The following is a 22,773-nucleotide window of genomic DNA, read 5'->3' as shown; positions in this document are numbered from 1 at the left end:
GTCAGCCTCGCCCGGGCGAGCCGGCCGTCAGGCCGGGTGGCGCGGCGTCCTCGGCCACCGCGCACGCGAGGCGACGCAGGAGGCCGGGCACGGTCTCGCTCTGCCACGGGAAGAAATGGTCGCCCGGCAGCACGGTGAGGCCCTGCCATCGAGGGGCGTGGCGCTCCCAGTGGGCGACCTCGTCCGGCGGATGGACGGGGTCGCGATCCCCGGCAAGGGCGTACAGGGGGACGGGGACGGCGGGCACGTCCGCCCTGCGGGCGTGCGCCAGCAGTCGGAAGTCCGCCTGGAGCGGGCGCAGCACCAGCCGGCGCATCTCCGGGTGGTTCAGCACGGGTGCGGGCGTGGAGCCCAGGCGTGCCACGTGGGCGAGCAGCGCCTCGGGGTTCTCGGCCAGGGCGTGGTCGGCGTCGGCGTCGAGCCGGTCGGGTGGCGCCATCGCGGAGACGACGAGCGCGTGCGGCGGGGTGCCGCGCCGGCACAGCTCGGCGCAGAGCTCGTAGGCCAGCAGGCCGCCCATGCTGTGTCCGAACAGCACCAGGGGAACCGTGGGGTCGCCGAGGCGGGGAAGCAGCTCCGCGACGACGTGCTCGGCGCGCTCCAGGGGCTGTTCCGTCAGCCGGCGGCCGTGCCCGGGCAGTTCGGGCGCGAGCGCCTCGATGCCTGCGGGCAGGCCGGAGAGCCAGGGCCGGTAGGCGTCGGCGCCACCTCCCGCACAGGGCAGGCAGACGAGTCGGACGGTCGGGTCCATGCGGTTCCCCCTGAACGCTGAGCCGAGTGCACCGGGACGGACACAAACGCAACGCAACGGTGCGTTGCAATCCTAGGGCTCGGCTAGGGTTAGTGCAACACAACGTTGCGTTGGCCTCACGGAGGCCGGTACGGAGGCGGCAGTGACGGACAGCGGCACGATGCAGAGGCGGACCGGCGAGCGCGGCGGACCCCGCCGCAAGGAGGAGATCTTCGCCGCGAGCCTGGAGCTCCTCGCCGACCAGGGCTACGACGCCTTCACCGTCGAGGGCGTCGCCCAGCGCTCGGGCGTCAACAAGACCACCGTCTACCGCTGGTGGCCGTCCAAGTCCGAGCTGCTGCGCGACGCCCTGCTGCACTCCGGCACGCTCGCGATCGACCTGCCGGACACCGGAAGCCTCACCGGCGACCTGACCGAGCTGGCCGCCCAGATCCAGGGGTTGCTCGCCGGGCCGGAGACGCGCACGGTGGTGGAGGCCGCCCTGGTGGGCGCCGCACACCACCCGGCCATGCGGGAACTGGTGACGTCGTTCCTCGAGGACCGCCTCGGTCGCCACCAGCCGCTGTTCACCCGGGCCGTCGAGCGGGGCGAGCTGGCGTCCGACTTCGATCCGGCCCTGCTGGTCGACGCGCTGGCCGGCGCCCTGTGGATCCGGGTGCTGGTGCGGCGCGCCCCGGCCTCCGAGGACTTCACCGGGCAGCTGGTCGCGCTGCTCGCCGACGGGATCAGCGCGGCGCGACCCCGGCCCGGGCGACGGCGCGGGTGACACCGTCGAGGTGGCGCAGCACCTCGGCGTAGGACCGTGCGGCACCCACCTCGTAGTACGGGAGGCCGACCTCCGCGCAGTACGCCTTCACCAGCGGGCGGCAGCGCCGCAGGTGCGGGCGCGGCATGGTGGGGAACAGATGGTGCTCGATCTGGTAGTTGAGGCCGCCGTAGAGGAAGTCGTGCAGGCGGGAGCTGCGGATGTTGCGCGAGGTCAGCACCTGACGGCTGAGCCAGTCCGGCTCCTCGCCCTCGTGCACCGGCATGCCCTTGTGATTGGGGGCGAAGACACAGCCCAGATAGACGCCGAACAACGCCTGGTGCACGAGTACGAACAGCACGCCGGGCAGCGGGGGCAGGACGGTGAAGACCACCGCCGTGTACCCGATCGCGTGCACGACGAGCAGGGCGAGCTCCAGGCGCGGGCGGCGCACCACCCCGCGCCGGATGGCCACGACCGAGCCGACCCGCAGGCCGAGCGCCTCCAGGCACAACAGCGGGAAGAACAGCCGGGCCTGATGGTGGATCACGAACATGCGCAGCCGGGAGGCCCCCTCGGCCTGCCGCGGCGAGAAGGCGACCACGCGGCGCAGCACGTCCGGGTCGAGGTCGAGGTGGTTGGGGTGGTTGTGATGGCGGGTGTGGTGGCTCATCCACCAGCCGTAGCTGAAGCCGAGGGCGAGGTTGCCGTGCAGCAGCCCGAGGGTCTCCATGACGCGGCGGCGGTGCGTGACCTGCGCGTGGCCCAGGTCGTGGCCGAGCAGCCCGGTCTGGCCGTAGGCGAAGGCGAGCAGGACGGCGCAGGCCGGCAGCCACCAGGAGTCGCCGACCAGCACGAACAGGATCCAGGAGCCGGCCAGCAGGGCCGTGTTCGTGGCGAACTTGGCGGCGTAGTAGCCGCGCCGGGGCGCCAACAGGCCCTGGTCGCGGATGCGTTGCTGGAGCGGTGCGAAGGATCGCGTGTCCGTCGTGGGGTGCATGCCCGCACTGCCTCTCGGTCGGTCTGCGTGTCGATGGGTGCGCCGAGGCCGTACCGATGGCCGTATCGCCGATCGGGCCGGTCACTCAGGCGGCGATGTCCCGGCTGAGCCGTTGCAGCGTGGCGCGCATGCCGGCGCTGTTGGCGTCCGCGCGGTCGTCGGGGCGCGTGCCGGTGAACGCGCGGCCGAGCAGTTCCGTGAGCCGCGCGCCGGGGCCGGTGCGCAGGTCCTGCCAGTACTCGGTGACGCGGGTCGCGTCACCCTCCCGCTCCAGGCGGTAGCCCCACAGGGCGACCGGCAGGCCGAACGTCCGGACGAGGAAGGCGAATTCGTGGGGTGCGTCGGCGACGGTCACCCTGCAGTTCGTGAACCACACCCAGGGGCCCTTGCGGTTGAAGCCCACGAACCGGGAGCCCTCCCGGGCCGTCCTGCCGCGATGCCACACGAGGAAGCATTCCGGGCTCCATTTCCCCATGTTCCGAACATGGGAGAGAGCCGCATACAGTTCTTCCGCGGAGGCTTCGACAACGATGCTCTCCTGAACCTTCCACCGACGCTTCAACAGGCCCTCCGAGACGAGTTCAGACACTTATTCCAGAGAAGTCACGGCCCGGCGGGACCGGGCGGACTCTAACCAGATCCGACACCGTTTCGCAATGGCCGAAACGGAGTGCTCCATTCCCATTTTCCCGACTAATTGAAGCTCGAATCATTAACGAAGATGTCACTTGACGTAATCCGGTCGCGACCGTAGCTTAGAACGAGTCGGATCGTTCTAGCCGACGGCGGGCCCTCTTCGGCGGCCCGTCTCTCAGGGCCGGCCCACCCCGCCCGTCAGCGTTGACGGACGGGCTCTCGCCTGGCCCTTCACGGACATCGGATACGCGCTCACGGGGGTGGCGCGTCCGGGTCGACGCGTGTCGACCCGTGGCCTGTCCCCCCGTGACCGAGCCAGGGGGACCACATGAACAAGATCGCGCACGCGGTCGGAAACGCGATCTGCGACGTCGCGTCCGTTCTTCAGCTGCTCTGGAACAGCTGGGACCGAACCGGCCGATGAACGAATTCCGCGTCACGTGCGCGGAACGCGATCGAGAAGAATTCCCGAACTCCTCTCCGGAAACGACCCACGCCCCGTTCCCGGAGCTGACGACCGTGTCCAGCATTCTCCGTGCGGTCGCCCACGAGATGGAAATGCAGTGTTCGCGACCGCGCCCCTCCATGCCTTCTTACGGCCCAGAAAAGGTGGACAAGTGAGCCTCCTCCTCGAGAAATGCGCCGCCTACACCCGAGCGCGCGACATCAGGAACGCCGGCCTCTACCCCTACTTCCTCAACTTCGAGGCGCGCGATGCGGGAGTCGCCCGCATGACCGACGGCCGCGAGGTCGTCATGTGCGGCTCCAACGACTACCTGGGACTGAGCACCGACGCGCGGGTCATCGAGGCCGCCGCGCAGGCATCGGCCCGCTACGGCGCCGGCTGCACCGGCTCCCGGTTCCTCAACGGCAACCTCGATCTGCACGACCGCCTGGAACAGGAGCTCGCCGAGTTCTTCGGCAAGCCCGCCGCCCTCGTCCTCACCACCGGCTACCAGGCCAACCTCGCGGCCGTCGCGGGACTGTGCGGGCCGGGCGACCTGATCCTCATCGACAAGGAGGCCCACGCCTCCCTGATCGACGCCGCCCGGCTGAGCCGCGCCAAGATCCAGTGGTTCGCGCACAACGACACCGCCGACCTCCGCGACAAGCTGGCCCGCACCCGGCACCGGGGCAGCGTCCTCGTCGTCGTCGACGGCGTGTACAGCATGGAGGGCGACCTGTGCCCGCTGCCCGAACTCACCCACGTCTGCGACGAGTTCGGGGCCACCCTGCTCGTCGACGACGCCCACGGGGCCGGCGTCCTGGACAAGGGCCGCGGCACCAGCTCGCACTTCGGCCTGACCGACGAGGTTCCGCTGATCACGCTCACCTTCTCCAAGGCCTTCGGCTCCATCGGCGGCGCCGTCCTGGGCGACGAGGACGTCATCGACTACCTGCGCCACAACGCGCGCGCCCTGATGTTCTCCGCCAGCGCCAGCCCGGCCAACACGGCCGCCGCCCTGGAGTCGCTGCGCATCCTGCGCGACGAGCCCTGGCGCTGCACCGCCGTCGCCGACAACGCCGCCCACATGCGCCGCGAACTGACCGCGCTCGGCTACGAGGTCGGCACCAGCGCCACCCCCATCGTGCCGGTGGAGACCGGCGACGACCTGGCCACCCTGCACGCCTGGAACCTCCTCATCGACCAGGGGGTGTACGTCAACGCCGTCCTGCCGCCCGCGGCATCGCCCCGGCTGCGCACCAGCTACACGGCCGTGCAGACGGCCGAGCACCTGGAGCGGGCCGTGGCCGGCTTCGCCGCCGTCCGCGACCGCATACTCACCCTTCCCGCGGCGGCCTGAACCCGCCCGCCCCGATTGGGAGTCACGCCATGCCCACCGCCCTTGTCACCGGCGCCACCGCGGGACTCGGCAGCGCCTTCGCCCGCCAACTGGCGGCCCGGGGCTACGATCTCGTCCTCGTCGCCCGCTCCGAGACGGACCTCAAGGAACGCGCCGAGGACCTGCGCGCGCAGGGAACCACCGTCGAGACGATCCCGGCCGACCTCACCAGCGACGAGGGCTGCTCCGCGGTCACCGACCGGCTGCGCGCGGAACCCGCGATCGACGTACTGGTCAACAACGCCGGCATCGGCCACGAACGCCCCTTCCTCGACACCGGCATCGCGGCCGAGGAACGCCTCCTCGACCTCAACGTGCGCGCCGTGCTGCGGCTCACCAGCGCCGCCCTGGCCGCGATGACCGAGCGCCGCGCGGGCGCCGTCCTCAACGTCGCCAGCGTCGCCGGCCTCGGCCCGGCCTGGCTCAGCTCGACCTACCCGGCGAGCAAGGCATGGATCATCGCCTTCACCGAATCCCTCGCCGCCTCCCACCAGGTCAAGAGCGCCGGCGTGCGGATGACGGCGCTGCTGCCCGGCTACACGCGCACGGAGTTCCACCAGCGCGCCGGCATCCCCACCACCTTCCCGCCGGACTGGCTGTGGCTCGACGCGGACGCCGTGGTCCGCACCGCCCTGGACGACCTCGCGGCCGGCCGGGTGCTCAGCGTGCCCAGCCTCCGCTACAAGATCGCCGCCTGGGGCCTGCGCCACCTGCCCCGCGGCCTCTCCCGCCTCGCCGCCTGGGACATCAGCAAGCCGGCTCACTGACGAGCCGTTTCGCACGAAGAGACGGACGGAGACAGACCCGCATGACCGAGTGCCTCTCGGCCCGGCCCGCCACACCGGCGCAGCTGAAGCTGCACACGCACACCCAGCTCTTCACCAACAACGCCGCGTTCAACCTCTCCGGCGCCTACCGGATCACCGGCGACATCGACGTCGGCCGGCTGCGCGGCGCGCTCGCCCGCCTCGGCCGCGGCATCCGCGCCCTGAACACCTCCTTCGAACAGCGCGACGGCGAGGTCCTGGCCGTGCACCGCTCCCGGCCCGCACCCACCGCCCAGGACATCCCCCTGACCCGGCTGGCCGGGGACGCCCGCGAGGAGGTCGCCCGCCGCCTCGCCGAGCGCGCCGACACCCCGCTGCCGCCCAGCGCCCCCGAGCAGTACCACTTCGCGCTCTACCAGGACGACCACGCCGTCTACGCGGCGCTGCTCTTCTCCCACCTGGTGCTGGACGGCTACTCGTACTTCAACTTCGTCGCGGAACTCGAGCGCCTGTACGCCGACCCGGGCGCCGAGCTGTCCGCGGCCGCCCAGGACGATCCCTCCGCCCTCGTCGTCCCGGCCCCGCCGCGCCCCGAAGCGGTCTCCTTCTTCCGCAAGCAGCTCGCACACCTCACCACGTTCGGCGACGACCGGCTGCAGGGCCGGCGCGCCCCCGACGGGGGCCTGCTCGGCGAGGAGCGCCGCCTGCGCCTGGACGCCGCCACCAGCGACCGCATCCGCCGACAGGCCGAGGAGGTCGGCTGCACGCCCTTCTCCTACTTTCTCGCGGCCTACCTCGTCACCTACTCCCGCTGCACCGGCGGCCGCCAACTGGTCACCGGACTCCCCCTGGCGGGCCGCCGCGGCCTGCGCCAGCGCCGCGCCTACGGATACTTCGTCAACACCCTGCCGCTCGCCGTCGACCTCACCGAGCACGACACCTTCGCCGAGCTGTGCCGGTCCGTGCAGGCCACGACCACGGGCATGCTGCGCCACCAGAACTTCGACGTCGCCGCCTCGGCCGGCGAGGTGTGCCCGCGGGCGGCCGGCGGGATCCTCGGCACCGACAGCGCCTTCACCTACTACAAGGAGCCGCTGCAACTGCGCCTGGCCGGCTGCGACATCGAGTGGATCGTCCAGCCGCGGCGCCAGGTCAAGTACCCGCTGTCCATGAACGTGGAGGACTTCGGCGCCACGTTCACCGTCAACGTCGAGTGCTCGCACGAGCAGTGGGCCACCGATCCGCTGGCCGTGCTGCGCACCGTCCTCGACCACGTCCACGACCACCCGGCGATCCCCCTCACCGACATCCCCGCCCTGGATCCCGGGGCCACCGCGGACCTCGACCGCCTGGTCAACCCGCACACCGCGCGCCCCGCCCTGCCGGTGGAGCCCTCCCTGGACGCCTGGTTCACGCAGGTCGCGCGCCGGCATCCGGACCGCACCGCCGTCAGCCTGGGCGGGGAACGGCTCACCTACGCCGCACTGGAGGAGGCCTCCGAACGGATCGCCGCCCGGCTCGTGCGCGAGGTCCCCGGCCGGCACGTGGGCATCGCGATGCGCCGGGGCCCGACGCTCGTCGCCGCGATACTCGGCGTCCTCAAGGCCCGCAAGGCGTACGTGCCGCTGGACCCGAACTCCCCCGCCGCACGCATCGAGCAGATCCTGCACAGCTTCCCCGACGGGCTGCCCGTCGTGCAGGACGAGGCGCGCTGGCAGGCCGTCGCCGCCCGGGCCCTGAGCGCACAGGAACTGCTCGCCCCCGGCCCGGTGACCGCGCAGCCCGCGGCGCCGGCCGACCCGGACGCGGACGCGTACGTCATCTTCACCTCCGGCTCCACCGGCCGCCCCAAGGGCGTCCAGGTCACCCACCGCAATGTGATGCGCCTGCTGCGCGCGGCCGAGGAACACTTCTCCTTCGGGCCGCACGACGTGTGGAGCCTGTTCCACTCCTACGCCTTCGACTTCTCGGTCTGGGAGATCTTCGGCGCCCTGCTGTACGGCGGCCGCCTGGCCGTCGTCCCCGAGACCGTCGCCAAGTCGCCCGACGCCTTCCGGGACTTCCTCGCCCGCGCACGGGTCACCGTCCTCAACCAGACGCCGTCGGCGTTCGGGCAGCTCCTCAAGGTGCTGCGGCCCGAGGACCGCGCCGCACTCGACCTGCGCTACGTCGTCTTCGGCGGCGAGGCGCTGCGCCATGCCGCCCTGCAGCCCTGGTTCGATCTCATGGGCGAGCGCGCCCAACTGGTCAACATGTACGGCATCACCGAGACCACCGTCCATGTCACCCACCACCCGGTCACCGCGCACGACGCCCGGCACGAGCGGGCCTCCGCCATCGGGCGGCCGCTGTCCGACCTCACGGTGCGGGTGGTCGACGCCGACGGGCACCTGTGCCCGCCGATGGTCCCCGGCGAGATGATCGTCGGCGGTGCGGGGGTCGCCCGCGGCTATCTGGGACGCCCCGAACTGACCGCCGAGCGCTTCCCCCACCAGGACGGGGCGGCCGTGTACCGCTCGGGCGACCTCGGCCTCGTACGCCCCGACGGCACCCTGGTCCATCTGGGACGCCTCGACCAGCAGGTCCAACTGCGCGGCTTCCGCATCGAGTTGGGCGAGGTCGAATCGGCGCTGCTGTCCCTGCCGGGCGTCCGCGAGTGCGCGGTGCGCCTCGACGAGCGCGACCCCGAACACCCCGCGCTCGTGGCCTTCCTGGCCGGCCGCGACCTGCCCGACGACGCGGCGGTGCGCGCGGCGCTGCAGGAGCGGCTGCCCGCGTACATGCGGCCCTCGCACCTGGTGCGGGTGGACGCGCTGCCGCTGACCGTCAACGGCAAGACCGACGAACGGGCGCTGCCCTGGCCGCCGTTGACCGCCGCCGTGCCGCAGCCGCGTGCGGCGGAGGCAGGATCCGCCTCCACGGCCGACGCCGTCGAGGCCGTGTGGCGGGCCGTGCTGCCGGCGGCCCGGTTCGGCCCGGACGACAACTTCTTCGACATCGGCGGCACGTCGATGCACGTCGTCGAGGTGCACCGGCGCCTGCAGGAGCGGCTCGGTGTCGAAGAACTGGCAATGATCGAGCTCTTCACGCACACCACGACGCGGCGGCTCGCCGCGCACATCGACGCGATACGGGGGAACCACTGATGTCCGAACACCTTGATCCGCGCTCAGGACCGATAGCCGTCGTCGGCATGGCCGGACGCTTCCCGGGCGCCGCGAGCGTGCCCGAGCTGTGGGAGCTCCTCCTGGCAGGGCGCGAGGCCGTGCGCCGCTTCTCCCCCGAGGAGCTGGCCGCCGCCGGGGTCGACGCCGCGCGCATGGCGGAGCCCACCCATGTGCCCTTCGGCGCCGACCTCGCGGACGCCGACCTGTTCGACGCGGAGTTCTTCGGCATCACGCCGCGCGACGCCCGCCTCATGGACCCGCAGCACCGCATCTTCCTGACCTGCGCCTGGCAGGCCGTCGAGGACGCCGGCCTGGTCACCGGCGGCGGGGCGAACGTCGCGGTGTACGCGTCCGGCAGCCTGTCCACGTATCTGCTGCGCCACGTGCTGGGCTCGGCGGAGAGCGCCGACGACGCCCTGACGTACCCGGTGCTGCTCGGCAACGACAAGGACTTCCTGGCCACCCGGGTCGCCTACAAGCTCGGCCTGAGCGGGCCCGCCCTGACGGTGCAGACGGCCTGCTCCAGCTCCCTGGTGGCGGTGCACCTGGCCTGCCGGGCCCTGCTCGACGGCGAGGTGGATGCGGCGCTTGCGGGGGGCGTGAGCATCTCCTTCCCGCAGACCGCGGGCCACGACCACCAGGCGGGCGGCATCCTCTCGCGCGACGGGCACTGCCGGGTCTTCGACGCGGAGTCGACCGGCACCGTCAAGGGCAACGGCTGCGGCGTCGTCGTCCTCAAGCGCTTCGCCGACGCCCGCCGCGACGGCGACCGCGTCTACGCCGTCATCCGCGGCAGCGCCCTCAACAACGACGGCTCCGCCAAGATCGGTTTCACCGCGCCGGGCACCGCGGGCCAGCAGGCGGCGATCGGCAAGGCGCTCGCGGCCTCCGGCGTCCCGGTCGGCGACATCGGCTACATCGAGACCCACGGCACCGGCACCTCGGTCGGCGACCCGCTGGAGCTGTCCTCGCTCGCCGCCGCCCACCGCGCCGCCGGCACGCCCGCCGACGGCACACTGATCGGCAGCCTCAAGGCCAACCTCGGTCACCTGGACGCCGCGGCGGGCGTCACCGGCCTGATCAAGACGACGCTCGTGCTGCACCACCAGACGGTGCCGCCGCAGATCAACATCGGCGAGCCGAACCCGTTCCTCCAACTGGACCGGCTGCCCTACGCGATACCGCGCTCCGCGGTCGCCTTCGAGGCCGAGCCGCTGCGCGCCGCCGCCGTCAGCTCCTTCGGCATCGGCGGCACCAACGCCCACTGCGTCCTCGTCCAGGCCCCCGACGCCCCGCAGGCGCCGCCAGAGCATGCGGGCACGGCGTACCCGATCGTGCTCTCCGCCCGTACCCCGGAGGCCCTCGCCGAGCTCGCGGGAGACCTCATCGAGCGCCTCGACGCGCACCCCGCGCCGCGCCTCGACGACCTGGCCCACACCCTGTTCGCCGGCCGCATGCGGCACGCGGTGCTGCACGGGTTCACCGCCACGACGCCGGCCGAAGTGCGCTCCGGGCTCGCCTCGTTGATCGCCTCGGGTGCCAACGGCCGGCTGCCCGAAAGCGTCCCGCCGCCCACCGCCCACAAGATCTCCCTGCCGGGCCACCCCCTGCACCCCCTGCGCCACTGGATCGAGGCGGACACCCCCGCGCCGGTCCACGACGAGCGGCCGCCGACCGGGCAGCCGCGGCGCGACCCGCTGCCGGCCCCCGCCACCACCGGGGACGGGGCCGGCAGCGGCACCGACGTCCTGGCTCAGATCATCGCCGTGCTGGAGGAGCACCTGGGCGTGCCGGGCATCGCCCCGGACGACGACTACCGCGACCTCGGCGGCGACTCCCTGCACGCCGTGGAGATCACCAGCGTCCTCCAGGCGCGCTTCGGTGTCGCCCTGCCGCTGGACACGTTCGGCTCGCTGGGCACGCCGCGGCGGATGGCCGAGGCGGTGTACGCCGAGCACGCCGGATCGCCGGCCGAGCGGGGGCTGGTCACGATCCGCGACGGCGAGCAGACCCCGCTGTTCCTCGTGCACCCGGCCGGCGGCACCAACCTGCTCTACTTCACGCTCGCCCGGCACACCCGCTCCACGATCCCGCTGACCGCGCTGTCCTTCCCGGGCGCGGCGGACGAACGGCCCGCGACCCTGCGCGCGTTGGCGGCCCGCTACGTGGAGCGGGTACGGGCCGAGCAGCCGCACGGCCCCTACCGGCTCGGCGGCTACTCCTTCGGCGGCAACGTCGCCTTCGAGATGGCGCTGCAGCTCCAGGCGGCCGGCGAGCGGGTCGAGCCGCTGCTGATGCTCGACAGCCATGTGCCCGAGAGCTACGTGGGCGGGCGGCTGAGCCCCGAGGAGTTCGACGCGGCCTTCTCCGTGCTGTCCCGCCAGACCGCCCTGATGCGCGGCGTCGACGTCGGCGTGCTGCGCGACGAGGGATTCCTGTCGATCTGGCAGGCCAATCACGACTGGCTCAAGTCCTACTACCCCGACCGTCTCTTCGACGGCGACATCCTGCTGGTGCAGGCGGAGGAGCCCGAGCCGGAGGAGATGCTCGACGCGCTGCACATCAACGTCCGCGACAAGTCGCTGTGGCAGGACCACATCACCGGCCGGCTGCGCGTGCAGAAGGTCCCCGGGCACCACTTCACGATGTTCGACGAGGGCGAGCGGCTCACCGCCCTGGCGGCCGCCTTCGACGACGCCGTCGCACACTACGGAAAGCGGTGAGGCCGATGCTCAGCTACGGCTCCTACATCGGCGGCACCGAGGCACCGGGACAACGCTGGGTCTACACCCTGCGCGCCTCCGCCATGCTGGACGACTTCTTCGGCGCCATCCGTCTCAAGCGCGGCCTGGAACAGGGCCACATCCCCCTCGACGAGGTCGGCCCCGCCCTCGTCGGCCGGTGCGCGAGCGCGGACGGCGACGACATGCACGCCGCTCTCGAACTGGCGGCCGGCGCCGCGGAGACCTGGTCGGCGGCCCCGCTGGAGCAGCGTATGCGCGTGGTCGAGGAGTTCCACGACCTGGTGCGCGAGCACCACGACACCCTCGTCGACCTGATGATCGCCGAGGGGCACCCGCGGGCCCTGGCCCGCTGGGAGGCGGCGGGCATGCTCGCCAACACCGGCGCCGCGACCCGCACCTTCCTCACCGGCCGGATGCGGCACACCGTGCAGGCGGGCCCGCGCACCCTGCAGGTGCGCCGGGTGGCGGACGGCGTGGTCTGTCTCAATCCGCCGCAGAACGCCACCGTCGCCAACGCCCTGCTCGGCATCTGGGCGCTGGCGGCCGGCAACGCCCTCGTCGTGCGCGCCCCGCGCAGCGCGCCGCTCGGCGTGATGTACGCGCTGCGCGAGCTGATCGCCCCCGCCCTGGAACGGGCGGGGGCCCCGGCGGCCGCCCTGTCGGTGCTGTGCGCCGACGCCCGCTCCACCCTGGACCAGTGGCTGGACAGCCCGCTGGTGGACGACGTCATGTACTTCGGCAACAGCGAACAGGGCATCGCCTTCGGCGCCGAGTGCGTCGCCCGCGGCAAGAAGCCGATCCTGGAACTCGCGGGCAACGACATCTGTGTCGTGTGGCACGACGCCGACCTCGACCTCGCCGCCGAGGCACTCGCCGAGGCCTTCTACGGCTCCGGGCAGATCTGCATGGTGCCCAACTGCGCCGTCGTCCATCCCCGCGTCGCCGACGCCTTGCTGGCCCGGCTGCGGGAGCGGGCCGCCGCCATCAGGCCCGGCCCGCCGGAGGCACCGGACGCCCTGCTGTCCCCGGTGCTGCGCCCCGACAAGTTCTACGACGTGCTCGCCCAGGCCACCGGCACCGGCGCCGAACTGGTCTGCGGCGGGCGCCGCCTGGACGTGCACGGCCGCCCCGACCCGACCGGAGGGCTGTTCCTGGAGCCCACCGTGGTGCGCGTGGACGGCCTCAAGACGGCCCGCGACGTGGACGCCGTGCGCGACGAGACCTTCTTCCCGCTGCTGCCCGTGGTGGTCCCCGAGGACGCCCCGGACGACGAACTCCTTCGCTCCGTCACCGACTTCGTCAACAGCAACGCCTACGGGCTGCGCAACTCACTGTGGACCGGCGACGAACGGACCGTCGACACCTTCCTCGGCCGGGTCCGCGGCGGCGGGCTGCTCAAGGTCAACGACTCCCACATCGGCTTCCTCCCGCTGCTGCCCACCCACGGCGGCACCGGACTGACCGGCGGGCCGGGCGGCGAGGCCAACTACCCGATCCTGCGCACCTCCCACCTCCAGGGCGTCAGCGTGGCCCGCGGCGTGCGCCCCGGCGCGGCGGTGTTCGCCCAGGTGGGGACCGACGACATCGACGACACCCACGTACCGGAGGTGTCCGCGTAATGCGCGGCATGGACAGCGCACGCGAGGCGTGCGACAAGTTTCTGCCCGGGTTCGCCCAGGCCCTGGCCGACGTCGACCGCCGGGAGCTGGAGTCGCCCGGCAGCCCCGGCATCGACCTGTTCCGCCGGCACGCGGGGCCTGGCCTGCTGGTGCCCGCCGCCTACGGCGGGGCGGGAGCGGGCGCTCTGGAGGCGGCGCGCGTCACGCGGGCGCTGGGGGCCCTCTCGCCGTCCCTGGGCGTGGCGACGGCCATGCACAACTTCTCCGTGGCGAGCCTGGTCGCGCTGGTCGCGTCCGCCGACGCGACCGGCCTGGAGTGGCTGGTGATCGAGGGCATCGCCCGCGACCGGCTCCTGGTCTCCTCCGCGTTCGCCGAGGGCCGCACCGGGGCGGGCGTGCTCGACTCCGGAGTCCTCGCGGTGCCCGTCGAGGGCGGCTACCTGGTCAGCGGCAGCAAGAAGCCGTGCAGCCTGTCGCGTTCGATGAACCTCATCACCGCGAGCGTGGCCCTGCCCGGCGAGGACGGCGGAACCGACCTCGGCGTGGCCCTGATCCCGGCCGACTCCCCCGGCATCACCCGCCGCCCGTTCTGGACCAGCCCCTTCCTGGCCGGCGCCGAGAGCGACGAGGTCGTCCTGGCCGAGGTGCGCGTCCCCGACGAGCTCATGCTGCGCCCGCGGGTCGAACTGGGCACCGGGCTCGACACCCTGCAGACCGTCGGGTTCGTGTGGTTCGAGCTGCTGGTCACCAGCGCCTATACCGGTGTCGTCGCGCGGCTCGCCGAGAGCGCGCTCGCGGCGGGCCGGGGCAGCGACACCGACCGCGCGGCGCTGCTGACCGGCGTGGAGGCCGCGATCGGGCTGGCGGAGAACGTGGCCCGCGTCGTCGACGAGGGCACCGTGGGCAACGACGAGCTGGCCGGAGTCCTCACCGCCCGCTACGCCGCGCAGGACCTCCTGGTCTCCTGCGCGGACCGGGCCGCCGAGCTCCTGGGCGGCCTGGCCTTCGCCACTGACCCGGACGTCGGCCACCTGCTGGCGGTCAGCCGCGCCCTGGCCTTCCACCCGCCCTCGCGCGGGGCCACGGCACAAGCGCTGATCGACCACCACGACGGCGCTCCGCTGCGAGTGCGCTGATGGCCGACACCACGGGCCGGGAGATCGCCGGCCTCTACAAACAACACCTCAGCCGGGGCCGCGGCACGCTCGGCGAGATGTTCGGCGGCCAGGTCGAGGTCTCCTCGTCCGGGTCCTGGGTGCACACCCATGACGGCCGCGCGTACCTCAACTGCGGCGGCTACGGCGTGTTCCTCGCGGGCGCCTGCCACCCGCGGATCGTCGCCGCCGTCGAACGGCAGCTGCGCTCGCATCCGTTGGCGACCCGGCTGCTCCTTGAGCCGCGCGCCGCGCACGCGGCGGCCGCCCTGGCCCGGGTCGCCCCGGAGGGTCTGGAGCGGGTGCACTTCACCAACTCCGGTGCGGAGGCAGTCGAGACCGCCCTGAAGCTGGCTCGCAGCCGGGGCCACCGGCGCATCGTGTCGACCGCGGGCGGCTTCCACGGCAAGACGCTCGGCGCCCTGTCGGCCACCGGCAAGCCCTTCTACCGCGATCCGTTCGTGCCACTGCTGCCCGACACGGTGCACGTGCCCTACGGCGACGCGGCGGCGCTGCGGCACGCGCTGGGCGACGACGCCCGGGACGCCGTGGTGATCGTGGAACCCGTGCAGAGCGAGGCCGGCGTGGTGGTGCCGCCCGAGGGCTACCTCAAGGACGTGGCCGGCGCCTGCGCCGCGTCGGGGGCGTTCTTCGTCCTCGACGAGGTGATGACCGGCCTCGGCCGCCTCGGTCGGTGGTGGGGCGCCGACCGCGAGGGCGTCACCCCCGACGTGCTGCTCGTCGGCAAGGCGCTCAGCGGCGGCGTCGTGCCCGTGGCCGCGGCCGTCGCCACCGCCGACGCCTTCGCCGCCTTCGACCGCGACCCGTTCCTGCACACGTCCACCTTCTCGGCCGCCCCCTTGGCCATGGCGGCCGCCGAAGCGGCCATCGACGTCATCGAGGACGAGGGCCTCGTCGCCCGCGCCGAGGTGCTCGGCCGGCGGATCCGCGCCGGCCTGGAGAGCGCCGTGGCCCGCCACGCACCGCACCTGGTGCACGAGGTCCGCGGCCTCGGGCTGCTCATCGGCATCGACTTCCACGACCCCGGCCTCGCGGGCGAGTTCCTGCTCGAACTCCTCGCCCGCGACGTGATCGCCAACCACTCCCTCAACGCCCACGCCGTCGTCCGCCTCACCCCGCCCGCCGTCCTCGGCGCACGCGAACTCGACCACCTGGACGAAGCGCTCGACGCCGCCCTGCGCGCCCTGGCCCGGCGCTTCCCGGCCGCCTAGCACGGCCCGCCCGCACCGAAAGGAACCCCACCCATGCGTTCGGTGGAACTGCTCTACGGGGACACCCGGCTGTCCCCCCGCGAGGCCTACGACCGGGTGTGCGACTTCGCGCGCTACCCGGACCTCGTCGACACGGTCCGCTCCGTGACCGTCCACCCGGCCGCTGCCCCCGCGCCGCTGCGCAGCGACTGGGCGGTCGACTTCCGCAACGGCGTGCTGGCCTGGAGCGAGGAGGACGTCTTCGACGACCGGGCCCTGTCCATCGTCTTCCGCCAGACCGAGGGGGACTTCGAGTCCTTCGACGGCCGGTGGGAGGTCACCGCCGGCCCGGGCGGCACCGCGCTGGTGCGCTTCAGCGCCGCGTTCGACTTCGGCCTGCCCAGCCTCGCGGGCATCGTCGACCCCGTCGCCGCACGCGTGCTGCGGGAGACGATCGAGCACATCCTGCGCGCGCTCCTCACCGAGGACACCCAGGTCGGCCGCGACGGCCTGGGGTGCGGCGACTCCCGTACGAGGGCCGCGTGATGGACGCCGTCAACCGCTTCGAGACGCCCACCACCTTCGCCCTGGTGCGGGCCGAGTACTGCGCCGGTCTCGCGCTGTCCGCGGGCCTGTTCCTGTGGCACCTCGACGAGGTGCGCTGGCCGGTGGCCCTCGCCCTGTTCGCCTACATCGACGTGATCGGCTACCTGCCCGGCGCGCTCGCCCACCACCGCGCGGCGGGCGGGCCGGTCCCGCGCGCCTACTACGTCCTGTACAACGCGATGCACAGCTGGCTGACCGCCGGCGCCGTAGTGGCCCTGTGGGCGTGGCTGGTGCGCCCGGAATGGGCGCTGCTCGCCGTGCCGATCCACCTGTGCGGGGACCGGGGCCTGCTGGGCAACTTCCTCAAGCCCTTCGCGGTCGCCTTCGAGCCGAAGCCGCACCCCGCCTTCGTACGCCTGGAGGAGAGCCTCAAGTCCGGTACCACCGCGCCGGGTCCGGCCCGGGCCGAGCGGGTGGAGGCAGCCGGGTGAGCGCGCCCACCGAGGCGGCGCCCGGCCTCGATGTCCTGCGGGAGCACGCCGACCACCCGAGCGCCTTCCTCGCCGTCAACGCCCGCACCCGCCACTACCGCAGCGCGGCGGCGCCCGGGCTCATCGCCCATCTGCCCGGCCGGCGCCACCACGTCCAGTTCGCCGGCCCCTTCGCCCCGCCGTCCGCGCGCGGCGACCTCCTCGACGCCTACCTGCGACACCTGGACCGGGGGCCAGGCCGGGGCGCCCGCCTCACGGCCGTCCAACTGCGCCGCGACGACCTGCCGTTGTACGTCGAACGGGGCTTCGCCGCGAACCAGATCGGCAGCTCGTACGGCATCGACCTGCGCGCCTTCACCCTCCGCGGCAAACCGCTGGCCAAGATCCGCCAGAACGTCTCGCGCGCCCGCCGCGAGGGCGTCACGGTGTGCGAGGCGGGCCCCGACGACCTGCGCGACCAGCAGGCCCTCGACCGCATCGACCGGGACTGGCTGCGCGCCAAGGGACGCCACGTCAAGGAACTGTCCTTCCTGATCGGCGAACGCGGCGGCCCCGGACGGCGGTTGCGCCGCACCTTCCTCGCCCGCCACGACGGCCGGACCGTCGCCTACATCACCTACTCGCCCGTCTGGGGCGGCCGCCCGGGATGGCTCTACGACCTCACCCGCCGCTCGCCGCTCGCCCCCGTCGGCACGATCGAACTGATCAACCTGACGGCGCTGACCCGGTTCGCCGAAGAGGGTGCATCCTGGCTGCACCTGGGTCTGACCCCCTTCGCCGGCCTCCGCCCGGACCTCGAACCACCGGGCGCCGCACCCCTGTTGACCCGGGCCCTGCAGCTGGCCGCCCGGCACGGGTCGGCGCTCTACCCCGCCCGCACCCAGGAAGCCTTCAAGCTCAAGTGGGCGCCGCACGTGATCGAACCCGAGTACGTCGCCTTCCAGGGCGGCGCCCGCGCCGGGGCGGTCTGGCACCTGCTGCGTGCCATCGGCGCCGTATGAGGAACCGCCCGCACACCGCACGTGCCGGCGCCAGCCATCACCAGAGACCCGAGTCCCGACAACCGTGACAACGAGAAGGACGACACCATGACCAACCTCCCCGTGGAAGCCGACTGGAACGCCGCTCCAGGCGTGCTGGACGGCGCCGTGAACCTGGAGCTCACCCCGGGCACCTGCAATCTGCCCTACTGGATCGAGCACGTGGCGGGCGGCATGCTGCGCCGCCTCGCCGACGGGACGGTGCGCGCGGACGCCCCCACCGAGGCGGTCACCCGGCCAGGCCCGCTGCACGACGCCCTGGTCGACGAGTTCACCTTCCGCACGCTCGCCGAGGAGAAAGCCGCCCGCGCCCTGTCCTTCCTCGTCTTCCACGCGCCCGACGCCGACTGTCTGGAGTTCTTCTCCACCCAGCTCGTCGACGAGGCCCGCCACGCCCGCGTCTTCCGTGAGCACCTCCTGACGGCCGGGGTCCCGGCAGGCGATCTGGCCGCGGCCGTCGCACGCACCGCGGCCTCATCGGGCGCCGCCGTGCTGGACCCGCTGGAGGCCTTCGGCCTGCAAGTCCTGCGCGATCAGGGCGACTTCTACGGCGGCGTACTCGTGCTGACCGTCCTGGTGGAGGGCGTCCTCGCGCCCGCGGCCGAGCTCAGCGAGCGCAAGTGGAAGCTCTTCGACCCCTCCGCCGCCCTCGTCGAGCGGGGCGCCAACATGGACGAGATCCGCCACCTCGCGGTGGGCAGCGCCATCGTCCGCGACCACCTCACCCGCCATCCTGAGGAGCAGCCCCGCCTCCTCGCCCTCATCGAAGAGGGCCGCCGGCTGTGGGAGAAACTGCCCATGGCGGAGGTTCTGTTCCGCCGCGAGTCCCTGTTCCAGGAGGGTCTCGCGGAACACGGTCACCTGCTCGGCGACTACGAGATCTGGCCGGGCCGCCGCCTGGTCGACACGGGAGTCCAGGAGCGGATGGAGGCGGCGGAGCGCTGGTCCCGCGAGACGCAGGACGCCCGCCTGGAGTACATGCTGCTCGGCAAGGCCCTGTGATGGCCGCCCGCAGCGAGAACGCGCCCGCCCCCGCGGCCTGGCGGATCCCCCTGCCCGAGCGGGCGGGGGCACCGTCAGCCGCTCTCGCGGCACGTGTCACCACACCCGAGGACGCACCGCGTGCCGTCGTCGTGCTCTGGCCCGCCCTCGGAGTCACCGCGCGCTACTACGACCCGTTCGGCGCCGAGCTGTCGACCCGCGGCATCGCCACCGTCAGCGTCGATCTGCGCGGGCAGGGGGACAGCCGCCCGCGGCCGGGGCGCGGCGCGCGCCACGGATACGACGAACTCGCCTCCCGTGACTGGCCGGCCGTCGTCGACGCCGTACGCGACCGGTTCGGCCCCGGCGTCCCGCTCTACCTCCTGGGGCACAGCATCGGCGGCCAGATCAGCGCCCTGCATCTGGCCCGGGCCCCGAAGTCGGTGGACGGCCTGCTGCTCGTCGCCGCCGGCTCGGTGGACTTCCGCGGCTTCCACGGCAGGGACCTGGTCCGGGTCCTGGCCTCCACGCAGCTCGTGGCACTCATCTCGACGGTGCTCGGCTTCTGGCCGGGCGACCGGCTGGGGTTCGGCGGCCGCCAGTCGGCCCGGCTGATGCGGGACTGGGCGCGGATCTGCCGCACCGGCCGTTTCGCCCCCACCGCGTCGGCCTTCGACTACGAGGCCGGCCTCAAGGAGGTGCGGCTCCCGGTTCTGGCGATCTCGGTGGAGGACGACCACCTGGCTCCGCTCACCGCGGTCGACCGGCTGTGCGCGAAACTCCCCGCCGCCGCCCTGGATCGCTGGCACTTTCGCCCGAGTGACGGCGCACGCGTCGACCACGTCCGGTGGGCCCGCCGGGGCGCGGAGGCGGCGGAGCGCATCTCCGACTGGATCCGGGAGCAGGGGGTGTGAATGTCTGGTGCCGCTCCGCCTCCGGGCTTGAGCAACCGCTGGGCATCCCCCATCATTTCAAAACGAGGCGGATCGTTCTGACCGCCTCCCGCGACGGAACCTCTCGTCGCACAGTGCGCGATCGGAGAACTCACCAACGCATGGGAACGAAAAGAACTCTCGCACCGGTACCCGGGGAGAACGGCCAGAGCAGGCGGGACCTGGAGGCACGCCAGCGCATCCTGTCGACCACCCTGCGGATGCTGGGAACCCTGGGGTACTCGCGGTTGACGGTGGGGGGCATCGCCCAGGAGGCCGCGGTCGGCAAGGCGACCATCTACCGTTCCTGGCCCAACAAGGCCGCCCTGGTCCTGGACGCCGTCCGCGTCGAGCTGCCGGAAGTTCCCGTCGACGATGTCGGCGACAGCCGGAAGGAGATCGTCGCCGTGGCCAAGACGCTGGCGGAGATCTACGGTTCGCCCAAGGTGCGGCTGGTCCTCCCGGCACTCGTCTCGGACGCTGCGGCCGACCCCGAACTCGGCGACCAGCTGCGCGAGGAACTCATCGAGGAGCGCAAGAAGCAGTCCGTGGCGGTGCTGGAGCGCGCGGTCGAGCGCGGCGTCCTGCCGTCGGACGCGGACGTCTCCACGGTGCTCGACATGTGGGCCGGACTGATGCTGTTCCGCAGCCTGTTCTACGGCATCAGCCTGGACGGCGGAGCCGTGCACAACCTGGTGAACGCGACACTGACGTCCCCGCCACTCAACGCACCTGCGGACACGACGCACGCGGACTGAGCCCGGAGTGGGCCTGGTGAGCCCGGACGGCTTGGTGGAAGCCTGTCCGGGCGATCGCCCCATTGACGTCCAGGCGCCTCGGAAGCTGCTCGCGGCCCGGTGGTTCCGCCCTTCAGTTCTCAGTCATCGCGCTGCCCGGCTTGTCCCGGCAGGAACTGCTCTCGATCTCTCCCTCCTGCGGCTTGGCCTCATCACGGTCGGCCTTGGGGACCTTGGGGAGGTTGATCTGGAAGTCGCGGTCCCAGTCGTTCCCGTTCACGTACTCCAACAGGGCCGCTTTCAGCTTCTCGCAGTCCTCACGGTGGCCCTTGTACATGGCGATGCCGTAGTCGTTGTAGGCGCCGAACGTGATGCCGGGCGCGACCTTGAGCCGGGGGTCGGAATCCATGAACCCGTAGAGGATCAGCTGGTCGGTGGAGATCGCGTCGACCTTTTTCGCCACCAGTTCGCGGACGCAGTCGCGGGCGTCCGTCAGCTCGCTCGTGCCGATCCCGTCGTAGTCCTTCTTCTCCAGCTCCGTCGCCGACGTGGTGCCCTTCCAGACACACACCAGCTTTCCATGGAGGTCATCGAGGTTCCGGTAGCGCTTGGCGTCCTCGGCGCGCACGAGAACGCCCTGTTTGGTGGAGGCGTAGGGGCCCACGAAATCAAGGTTGTCTCCGTCGTCCTCCTTGGTGGCCATGCGTGTCTCGGTGATCGAGTAGGTGGCCGCCATGAGGTCGACCTCGCCGTTCTGCAGGGCGCGCGCCCGGTTCTGGGACAGCACACCTTCGAAGTCGGGGGACTTGACGTCGACCGCGGAGAGGACCTCCTTGGCCACGGTGACGTCGAATCCGTTGAACTCGCCGTCGTGCGGCGAGTAGCTCGTGCCCGGCTGGTCGCTCTTGGCGCCGACCTCGACCTTCTCCCCGTCCTCGAACAGCGACGACTGCTGTGAGCCGCAGCCGGCCAGGGACACCGCGATGAGTGCCACCGCGGTGAGGGTGATGGCGACGGGGTACGTACGGCGTTCTGCGTTGCCCATGAACCACGGTCCTCTCAGTCGTTGTGGAGCGTTCCGCGGGCCTCTGCAAGCCGCATGGCGCAGCCCGTCTCCGTGTGCACCGCAACCTCGAACCGGACGGTGCCCTCGCGTCCGCCCAGGTCGAAGTCGACGGTCGACGTCGTCGGCACCTCCTTCGCGCCGGGGGAGATGCCCGAGGTGACGGCGGTGATCGTCGCTGTGGTCCGGCCAACGCAGGTGGGGGTGTCCGGGTCGTCGTCCTCGATGGTCAGCCGCAGCCGCAGCGAGTCCCGTACGTCGCCGGGAACGGGGCGTGGCATCTCCACGGTGAGCGGGTCGCCCCGGTGGCCCACGGGCTGCGCCCCACTGATGTGCATCTCCACGCCGACCTCGCCGGTCCGGTCGACATCCACCCAGGCGAGCGCGCCGCCCCCGCAGCAAAGGGCCGAGACGACGACCAACGCGCTGCGCACGGCCTTGCGCCGCTTCGCCTCGGCACGTGCCTGACCCTCGTCCCGGACCTGCCCGGCCCGGTCGGCCGGATACAGCGCGGCGGCGCCGGCCACGAGCACGGCGACGACCACGAGGACGTAAAAGCCGGTGTACTGGCTCTGTGGACCACCGGGCCAGCGCACGACGGCGAAGACGGTGAAGCCGACGGTCGCCGCGATCACGACGGAGGCGAGCACCGGGAGCCAGGCCATGTCCTTGCGGAAGCTGATGCCGCCGAGGTTGAACGTGGCGTTCGGGCCGACCTGGCCGATGGCGGCGGAGTGGTCGCCCGTCGTGGTCGTGGTGGAGCCGGTGGGTCCGCCCTGTGCACCCCCGCCGGACGCGCCGCCCATGCCGGGGCCCGGCGTGGTCATGCCGGGCCTCCGCGGTGGCCGTCGCCCCCGAGGTTGAAGGTGGCGTTCGACCCGATCTGACCGATGGCGGCGGAGTGTGCCCCGTGGGTCGTGACGTTGTACGTAGGTGCGGCGGCAGGCGCGGCGAGGAGCTGTGCCAGGCGGCCCTCGTCCAGGCCCTCTTCGTGCCGCCGCTCGCTCACCCACGTCGTCAGGGCATCGGCGAGGCGGGCCCGCTCCTCGGCGGAGAGCGATCCAAGGAGCTGGTCGGCCCGTTGCTCGCTCCGATCGCCGGTGAGGACGAGCGAGGTTTCCCGCCCGTCCTCGCGCCGGAAGAGCCTGCGAAAGCATCCCCGGCCCGCTTCGATGGAGCCGTCCGTGATGCGCTGTGCGGCGCTCGCCACCATGGCGGCACCCAAGGTGTTCGCCGCCATGGAGAAGTACGTCGCGAGGTCCGTGGAGATCTCCGCAAGTCCGGTCATGACGCCCCCGTCACCCAGTAGTTGTGTGCATCTGCCAAAGATGTCAACGGGCTCATG

General features: G+C 72.5%; 20 protein-coding genes. 14 read left to right on the top strand and 6 right to left on the bottom strand.

Features of this window, described 5'->3' with window-relative positions; all coding sequences use genetic code 11:
- Position 1: 1 nt before the first annotated feature.
- Positions 2 to 751 carry a thioesterase II family protein gene (locus ACZ7L4_RS12215; RefSeq protein WP_472101629.1) on the bottom strand — a complete coding sequence of 250 codons (750 nt, stop codon included), beginning with the start codon at positions 749 to 751 and terminating at the stop codon, positions 2 to 4.
- Between the two features lie 142 nt (positions 752 to 893).
- Between ACZ7L4_RS12215 and ACZ7L4_RS12210 the strand changes: the two genes are divergently transcribed.
- On the top strand, positions 894 to 1,517 hold the full coding sequence (locus tag ACZ7L4_RS12210; RefSeq protein WP_472101628.1) for a TetR/AcrR family transcriptional regulator: 624 nt from the start codon (positions 894 to 896) through the stop codon (positions 1,515 to 1,517).
- On the opposite strand, the gene ACZ7L4_RS12205 is transcribed toward ACZ7L4_RS12210, so the two are convergent.
- Both ACZ7L4_RS12205 and ACZ7L4_RS12200 read right to left on the bottom strand, forming a co-directional pair.
- Entirely contained in the window at positions 1,477 to 2,496 is a 1,020-nt protein-coding gene (locus ACZ7L4_RS12205) for a fatty acid desaturase family protein (protein WP_472101627.1), read from the bottom strand. The two genes, ACZ7L4_RS12210 and ACZ7L4_RS12205, sit on opposite strands and share 41 nt — an antisense overlap.
- Before the next feature lie 85 nt (positions 2,497 to 2,581).
- The gene (locus ACZ7L4_RS12200; protein ID WP_472101626.1) at positions 2,582 to 3,085 is read right to left on the bottom strand and encodes an SRPBCC family protein; all 504 of its coding nucleotides are present in this window, start codon (positions 3,083 to 3,085) and stop codon (positions 2,582 to 2,584) included.
- Between the two features lie 664 nt (positions 3,086 to 3,749).
- On the opposite strand from ACZ7L4_RS12200, the gene ACZ7L4_RS12195 reads away from it, so the two are divergent.
- The 13 genes from ACZ7L4_RS12195 to ACZ7L4_RS12135 all read left to right on the top strand — a co-directional run bounded on the left by ACZ7L4_RS12195 (position 3,750) and on the right by ACZ7L4_RS12135 (position 20,386).
- On the top strand, positions 3,750 to 4,937 hold the full coding sequence (locus ACZ7L4_RS12195) for an aminotransferase class I/II-fold pyridoxal phosphate-dependent enzyme (RefSeq protein WP_472101625.1): 1,188 nt from the start codon (positions 3,750 to 3,752) through the stop codon (positions 4,935 to 4,937).
- A 29-nt stretch (positions 4,938 to 4,966) separates the two neighbouring features.
- The gene (locus ACZ7L4_RS12190) at positions 4,967 to 5,743 is read left to right on the top strand and encodes an SDR family NAD(P)-dependent oxidoreductase (RefSeq protein WP_472101624.1); all 777 of its coding nucleotides are present in this window, start codon (positions 4,967 to 4,969) and stop codon (positions 5,741 to 5,743) included.
- A 41-nt stretch (positions 5,744 to 5,784) separates the two neighbouring features.
- Complete coding sequence (locus ACZ7L4_RS12185; protein ID WP_472101623.1) at positions 5,785 to 8,889, top strand: non-ribosomal peptide synthetase; 3,105 nt, start codon at positions 5,785 to 5,787, stop codon at positions 8,887 to 8,889.
- Positions 8,889 to 11,633 carry a beta-ketoacyl synthase N-terminal-like domain-containing protein gene (locus tag ACZ7L4_RS12180; RefSeq protein ID WP_472101622.1) on the top strand — a complete coding sequence of 915 codons (2,745 nt, stop codon included), beginning with the start codon at positions 8,889 to 8,891 and terminating at the stop codon, positions 11,631 to 11,633. The genes ACZ7L4_RS12185 and ACZ7L4_RS12180 overlap by 1 nt, the downstream gene beginning before the upstream one ends.
- Before the next feature lie 5 nt (positions 11,634 to 11,638).
- Positions 11,639 to 13,273: an aldehyde dehydrogenase family protein gene (locus tag ACZ7L4_RS12175; RefSeq protein ID WP_472101621.1), complete on the top strand. Its 1,635-nt coding sequence runs from the start codon at positions 11,639 to 11,641 to the stop codon at positions 13,271 to 13,273.
- A gap of 8 nt (positions 13,274 to 13,281) precedes the next feature.
- Positions 13,282 to 14,409 (top strand): acyl-CoA dehydrogenase family protein, encoded by a 1,128-nt coding sequence (locus ACZ7L4_RS12170; RefSeq protein ID WP_472101620.1) that lies wholly within the window; start codon positions 13,282 to 13,284, stop codon positions 14,407 to 14,409.
- Complete coding sequence (locus ACZ7L4_RS12165) at positions 14,409 to 15,659, top strand: aspartate aminotransferase family protein (protein WP_472101619.1); 1,251 nt, start codon at positions 14,409 to 14,411, stop codon at positions 15,657 to 15,659. The genes ACZ7L4_RS12170 and ACZ7L4_RS12165 overlap by 1 nt, the downstream gene beginning before the upstream one ends.
- 33 nt (positions 15,660 to 15,692) lie before the next feature.
- Entirely contained in the window at positions 15,693 to 16,184 is a 492-nt protein-coding gene (locus ACZ7L4_RS12160) for a type II toxin-antitoxin system RatA family toxin (protein WP_472101618.1), read from the top strand.
- Positions 16,184 to 16,675 (top strand): hypothetical protein, encoded by a 492-nt coding sequence (locus ACZ7L4_RS12155; RefSeq protein WP_472101617.1) that lies wholly within the window; start codon positions 16,184 to 16,186, stop codon positions 16,673 to 16,675. Before ACZ7L4_RS12160 ends, ACZ7L4_RS12155 begins: the two co-directional genes overlap by 1 nt.
- Positions 16,672 to 17,676 (top strand): phosphatidylglycerol lysyltransferase domain-containing protein, encoded by a 1,005-nt coding sequence (locus ACZ7L4_RS12150; RefSeq protein WP_472101616.1) that lies wholly within the window; start codon positions 16,672 to 16,674, stop codon positions 17,674 to 17,676. The genes ACZ7L4_RS12155 and ACZ7L4_RS12150 overlap by 4 nt, the downstream gene beginning before the upstream one ends.
- 87 nt (positions 17,677 to 17,763) lie before the next feature.
- Positions 17,764 to 18,717 carry a VlmB-like protein gene (locus ACZ7L4_RS12145; protein ID WP_472101615.1) on the top strand — a complete coding sequence of 318 codons (954 nt, stop codon included), beginning with the start codon at positions 17,764 to 17,766 and terminating at the stop codon, positions 18,715 to 18,717.
- Positions 18,717 to 19,610 carry an alpha/beta hydrolase family protein gene (locus ACZ7L4_RS12140; RefSeq protein ID WP_472101614.1) on the top strand — a complete coding sequence of 298 codons (894 nt, stop codon included), beginning with the start codon at positions 18,717 to 18,719 and terminating at the stop codon, positions 19,608 to 19,610. Before ACZ7L4_RS12145 ends, ACZ7L4_RS12140 begins: the two co-directional genes overlap by 1 nt.
- 140 nt (positions 19,611 to 19,750) lie before the next feature.
- Entirely contained in the window at positions 19,751 to 20,386 is a 636-nt protein-coding gene (locus tag ACZ7L4_RS12135) for a TetR/AcrR family transcriptional regulator (protein ID WP_472101613.1), read from the top strand.
- A gap of 112 nt (positions 20,387 to 20,498) precedes the next feature.
- On the opposite strand, the gene ACZ7L4_RS12130 is transcribed toward ACZ7L4_RS12135, so the two are convergent.
- From ACZ7L4_RS12130 to ACZ7L4_RS12120, 3 genes are read right to left on the bottom strand one after another with little or no spacing between them, the layout of a single operon-like run.
- Positions 20,499 to 21,410 carry a transporter substrate-binding domain-containing protein gene (locus ACZ7L4_RS12130; RefSeq protein ID WP_472101612.1) on the bottom strand — a complete coding sequence of 304 codons (912 nt, stop codon included), beginning with the start codon at positions 21,408 to 21,410 and terminating at the stop codon, positions 20,499 to 20,501.
- A gap of 14 nt (positions 21,411 to 21,424) precedes the next feature.
- Complete coding sequence (locus ACZ7L4_RS12125) at positions 21,425 to 22,255, bottom strand: hypothetical protein (protein ID WP_472101611.1); 831 nt, start codon at positions 22,253 to 22,255, stop codon at positions 21,425 to 21,427.
- Positions 22,252 to 22,716, bottom strand: a complete 465-nt coding sequence (locus ACZ7L4_RS12120; protein WP_472101610.1) for a hypothetical protein — start codon at positions 22,714 to 22,716, stop codon at positions 22,252 to 22,254. The genes ACZ7L4_RS12125 and ACZ7L4_RS12120 overlap by 4 nt, the downstream gene beginning before the upstream one ends.
- Positions 22,717 to 22,773: the final 57 nt, after the last annotated feature.

This window comes from Streptomyces sp. NPDC107575, from assembly GCF_055657265.1.
This window is presented reverse-complemented; position numbering and strand designations above follow the sequence as displayed.